This window comes from Nocardioides sp. P5_C9_2, assembly GCF_054049555.1.
In genome coordinates this window covers 1-3,127 of record NZ_JBFUMD010000457.1, presented here as the reverse complement: position 1 = coordinate 3,127, position 3,127 = coordinate 1, and the positions used below count along the sequence as shown (strand labels likewise).

Here is a 3,127-nt window from a genome sequence, read left to right as displayed (position 1 = left end):
GCGATGTACACCAGACCGAGGGGGGCCCAACGGCGCTCGCCCTGCAGGATGCCCGCCAGTCCGCCCATGACGGTCAGCGGGACCGCGGCGACCGCGATGAGGGCGGTGGTCATCAGGCTGTCGAGTCGCAGCAACCGGTCGATGACCGGGGTCAGCGCCAGCAGCAGCAGCCCGAGGGCCAGCGAGGCGCGGTAGGTGACGCGCATGATGGAGCGCTCGATCTGGCCCACGTGGCCGGGATCGGCGGAGATGCGCCGTGCCGCCGTGGCCTGGAGCCCGAGGGAGAGGACACTGACGACCATCAGGAAGTTCATCGCCGCGATCAGCGCGCCGTAGTCCTTGGGACCCAGCAGGTAGGTCGCGAGCATGGTGAAGCCGTAGGTGGCGATGTTCATGATGCCCATCGCGACCGCGATGCCGGCGCTGCTCCGAGCCATGCTGCGGACGCGATGGGTGACTGCCACGGACGGGAGCCTAAGGGGTCGACAGCCAGTAGGGTCGGACGCCCGCCTGCTCCGCCGGAGCGCCGGCGTGCTGGGAGGAGGAACGGTGTCCGCGAGGAGACCCGCCCCTACCACCGTCGACGCGGCTCGCGGCCGCACCGTCACGTGGCTGCCCGCCGCCTGGTCGGTCCTGCTCTCCGTGCTGGTGCTCGGGCCGGCGCTGGGGTGGGGCTACGTGCTCAGCTACGACATGGTCTGGGTGCCGCAGCTCGACCTGCGCGCCGACACCCTCGGGCTGGGCACGGCGCTGCCGCGGGCCGTGCCCTCCGACGCGCTCGTCGCGGTGCTGGACGACGTCGTGCCCGCCGTCGTCCTCCAGAAGGTCGTCCTCGTCGGTGCCCTCGCGGCGGCCGGGACGGGAGCCGCAGCGCTCGTGCGGGACCGTTCCACCGCCGCCCGTCTCGTCGCCGCGACGCTGGCCGTCTGGAACCCCTTCGTCGTGGAGCGCCTCGTGATCGGGCACTGGCCGCTGCTGGTGGGGTACGCCGCCCTGCTGTGGGTGGTCGCCTCGCTGCGCCACCCGGAGGGGGAGACCCACCCGGCGCGGTTGCCGCTCCTCCTGCTCCTGGGCAGCCTGAGCGCCAGTGCCGGCCTGGCGACCGCCGTCGCCGCGCTGGCCGTCGGCGTACGCCGCTCGGACACCCGCCGCACCCTGGTCCTGGTCGGCTGGCTGCTGGCCGCCAACGCACCGTGGCTGGTGGCCGGCCTGGTGCAGTCCTCGTCCGCGACGTCCGACCCCACGGGGGCGGAGCTCTTCGCCACCGCCGGCGAGGGGTTGCTGCCCGGGGCGCTGGCGGCGCTCTCGTTCGGCGGCATCTGGAACGCCGAGGTCGTGCCGACCTCGCGCACCGGCTGGGCCGGACTCGTGATGACCATCGTCCTGATGGGCGCTGCGGTCGTCGGCCTCGTGCGCGTGGTCCGGGGCCGCGCGCACGTGGTCGGGCTCGGCGGGCTGGTCGTGTGCTGGGTGGTGGGGACGGGCCTGGCCGTGCTCAGCTGGGCGGCCCCGGGCGTGCTCGGCGAGTTGGCCGCGCACGTCCCCGGGGGCGGACTGGTCCGCGATGGTGCACGCCTGCTGGGGCTGGCCGTCCCGCTCGTCGTCGTGCTGGTGGCCGTGGCCCTCGACGCACTCCTCGACCGCCTGCCGGACCACGCGACGCGGGTGCTGGTCGGCGGCGTGCTGGTCCTGGTGCCGCTGAGCCTGATGCCCGACGCGCTGTGGGGCGTGGGTGGACGACTCGAGGCCGTCGCCTACCCCGCGGCGTACGACGACGCCCGAGCCGTGGTCTCACAGGCCCCGGCCGGCGACGCGGTGTCACTGCCCTTCGTGAGCTACCGGGCCCCGGCGTGGAACGGCGGTCGCAGGGTGCTGGACCCGCTGGGCCGCTACCCGGACCGACCGGTGGTCGTCAACGACGAGCTGGTCGTCTCGGGAGCCAGGGTCGCGGGGGAGGACCCCCGCGCGGCCCGGGTGGCAGCCGCCCTGGACGCCGCATCGCCCGGGGCGCGGTCCGCGCAGCTGCGCGCCGCGGGGGTCTCGGTCGCCGTGGTGGAGCAGATCGAGGGCTACCCGGTGCCCGAGCTGGCCGGCACGACCACGCTGGACGGTGACCTCACCGTGATCGAGCTCGGACCGGCCACCGTGTCGGAGCCGTCGGGTGCCCGGAGGACGGCGATGGCGGCGGCCTGGCTGGCCTGGCTGCTGGTGCCCGTGGGGGCCCTCGGTCTGGGGCTACGCCGTCGTCGTCGGGCCCGTCCCTGAGGTCGGGGAGATTCGGTGCGGCAATTGGCACACGGGGGTCTACCGACTGGTAGGGTCCGCGTCGTACCTGAGGAGGGTCATCCACTATGGGATCTGTCGTCGCGCCGCTCGTGAGCATCGTTGCCGGTGCTGTTCTTGGAGTCACCACGCTGATGGGCGTCATCTCGTCCCAGACGGGTGCCCCCGACCAGTCCCCGGCCAACGCCGAGGCCCCGGCCCTCGAGTACGGCACCGTCGCGGAGTGACCCGCGGGCGCGGCTCGTCGCTGCGCCTCCGGTCAGGTCCTCACGGACCCGACCTCTTGCCCGGGAGGACTACTCCTCGTCCGGGTCCTGGCTGTCGATCATCTCGCCGCGCAGCGCGCTGGCCACGACGTGGGCGAACGACTCCTGCGCGTGTCCCCAGGTGAACTGGTGGCTCATCGCGTGGGCTCCGTCGCCCAGACGGACCCGTTCCCCGCGGTCCTCCACCAACCGGCCCAGGGCTGCGGTGAACGCCCCCTCGTCGTCGACCAGCACGCCGGAGCGTCCGTCGGAGACCGACTCCCGGGTGCCCCCCGCCGACCGGTAGGCCACCGTCGGCGTCCGGTGCATCCCGGCCTCGCCGATCACCAGGCCCCAGCCCTCCTTGAGCGACGGCAGGGCCAGCAGCCACGCCTGCTCGTAGACCTCGTGCTTGCGCCGCTCGTCGACGTGGCCCTCGAAGACCACGGTGTCGCCCGCGCCACGGGCGGCGGCGTACGCGTGCAGCTCGGCCTCCCACCAGCCGCCGCCCACGACGTGGAGCCGCAGGTCGGGGTGGCGGTCGCGCAGCTCGAGCGCCGCGTCGATGGCGTGCTCCACCTGCTTGTGCGGGACGAGAC

At 74.1% G+C, this 3,127-nt stretch carries 3 protein-coding genes and 1 pseudogene; 2 read left to right on the top strand and 2 right to left on the bottom strand.

Annotated elements, in window-relative coordinates; translation table 11 throughout:
• A pseudogene (locus ACXJKL_RS18050) lies at positions 1-464 on the bottom strand (lipopolysaccharide biosynthesis protein); the annotation flags it as partial.
• Between the two features lie 85 nt (positions 465-549).
• Here ACXJKL_RS18050 and ACXJKL_RS18045 point away from each other — a divergent pair.
• Positions 550-2,265 carry a hypothetical protein gene (locus ACXJKL_RS18045; RefSeq protein WP_457208386.1) on the top strand — a complete coding sequence of 572 codons (1,716 nt, stop codon included), beginning with the start codon at positions 550-552 and terminating at the stop codon, positions 2,263-2,265.
• An 86-nt stretch (positions 2,266-2,351) separates the two neighbouring features.
• A complete protein-coding gene (locus tag ACXJKL_RS18040) occupies positions 2,352-2,510 on the top strand; it encodes a DUF2613 family protein (protein ID WP_457208385.1) in 159 nt (52 codons plus the stop codon).
• A 69-nt stretch (positions 2,511-2,579) separates the two neighbouring features.
• Here the strand turns inward: ACXJKL_RS18040 and ACXJKL_RS18035 are convergent.
• A partial coding sequence (locus ACXJKL_RS18035) for a glycosyltransferase (protein WP_457208384.1) occupies positions 2,580-3,127 on the bottom strand: 548 nt, incomplete at its 5' end.

Excerpts from the sequence above, each read along its gene's own strand:
- ACXJKL_RS18040 (WP_457208385.1), top strand. The coding sequence starts at position 2,352 with ATGGGATCTGTCGTCGCGCCGCTCGTGAGCATCGTTGCCGGTGCTGTT.